This is a genomic window from Pseudoalteromonas sp. BMB (genome assembly GCF_001709235.1).
Taxonomy (GTDB): Bacteria; Pseudomonadota; Gammaproteobacteria; order Enterobacterales; family Alteromonadaceae; genus Pseudoalteromonas; species Pseudoalteromonas maricaloris.
In genome coordinates this window covers 1-394 of the sequence record NZ_MBQA01000115.1, presented here as the reverse complement: position 1 = coordinate 394, position 394 = coordinate 1, and the positions used below count along the sequence as shown (strand labels likewise).

1 protein-coding gene is annotated in these 394 nt (G+C 33.8%); it reads right to left on the bottom strand.

What is annotated here, in order from left to right:
- Positions 1 to 30: 30 nt before the first annotated feature.
- Positions 31 to 231: a hypothetical protein gene (locus BB427_RS08285; RefSeq protein ID WP_139119046.1), complete on the bottom strand. Its 201-nt coding sequence runs from the start codon at positions 229 to 231 to the stop codon at positions 31 to 33.
- Positions 232 to 394: the final 163 nt, after the last annotated feature.

Sequence of the window (394 nt, the reverse complement as noted above, 5' to 3'; positions counted from 1 at the left end):
CTGTGTAGGAGCATTTGGTTGTCAGCAGTTTTAGAAAGCAAAGCAGGCCAGTTCTTTGATAGATAAACCAATCAAAATCTTTCTTTGGGCTTTTTCTTTCTTACTCCCTTCCTTTCTTTTTCTTGAAGCAGCGTAAGCATTCTTCTCGTTGTTCTGTTTGTCACCCCCAGCAGAGATTGTGAAAGTTTGTATGTAACTAATGGAACTTTTCTTTTGCGCATGTTTGTTCATAAAAATATAAGTTATGGATCCGAAACTTTTAAGAACCACAGCTGATATGTTTCTTTTTTTTTCGAATAGGAAACCACTTTGATTATTTATTTTAATTTGATGTACAAACTCTGTGATTCCCTCTAGCCAATAAACTACTTAATTTATATTTTCAGCATTATTG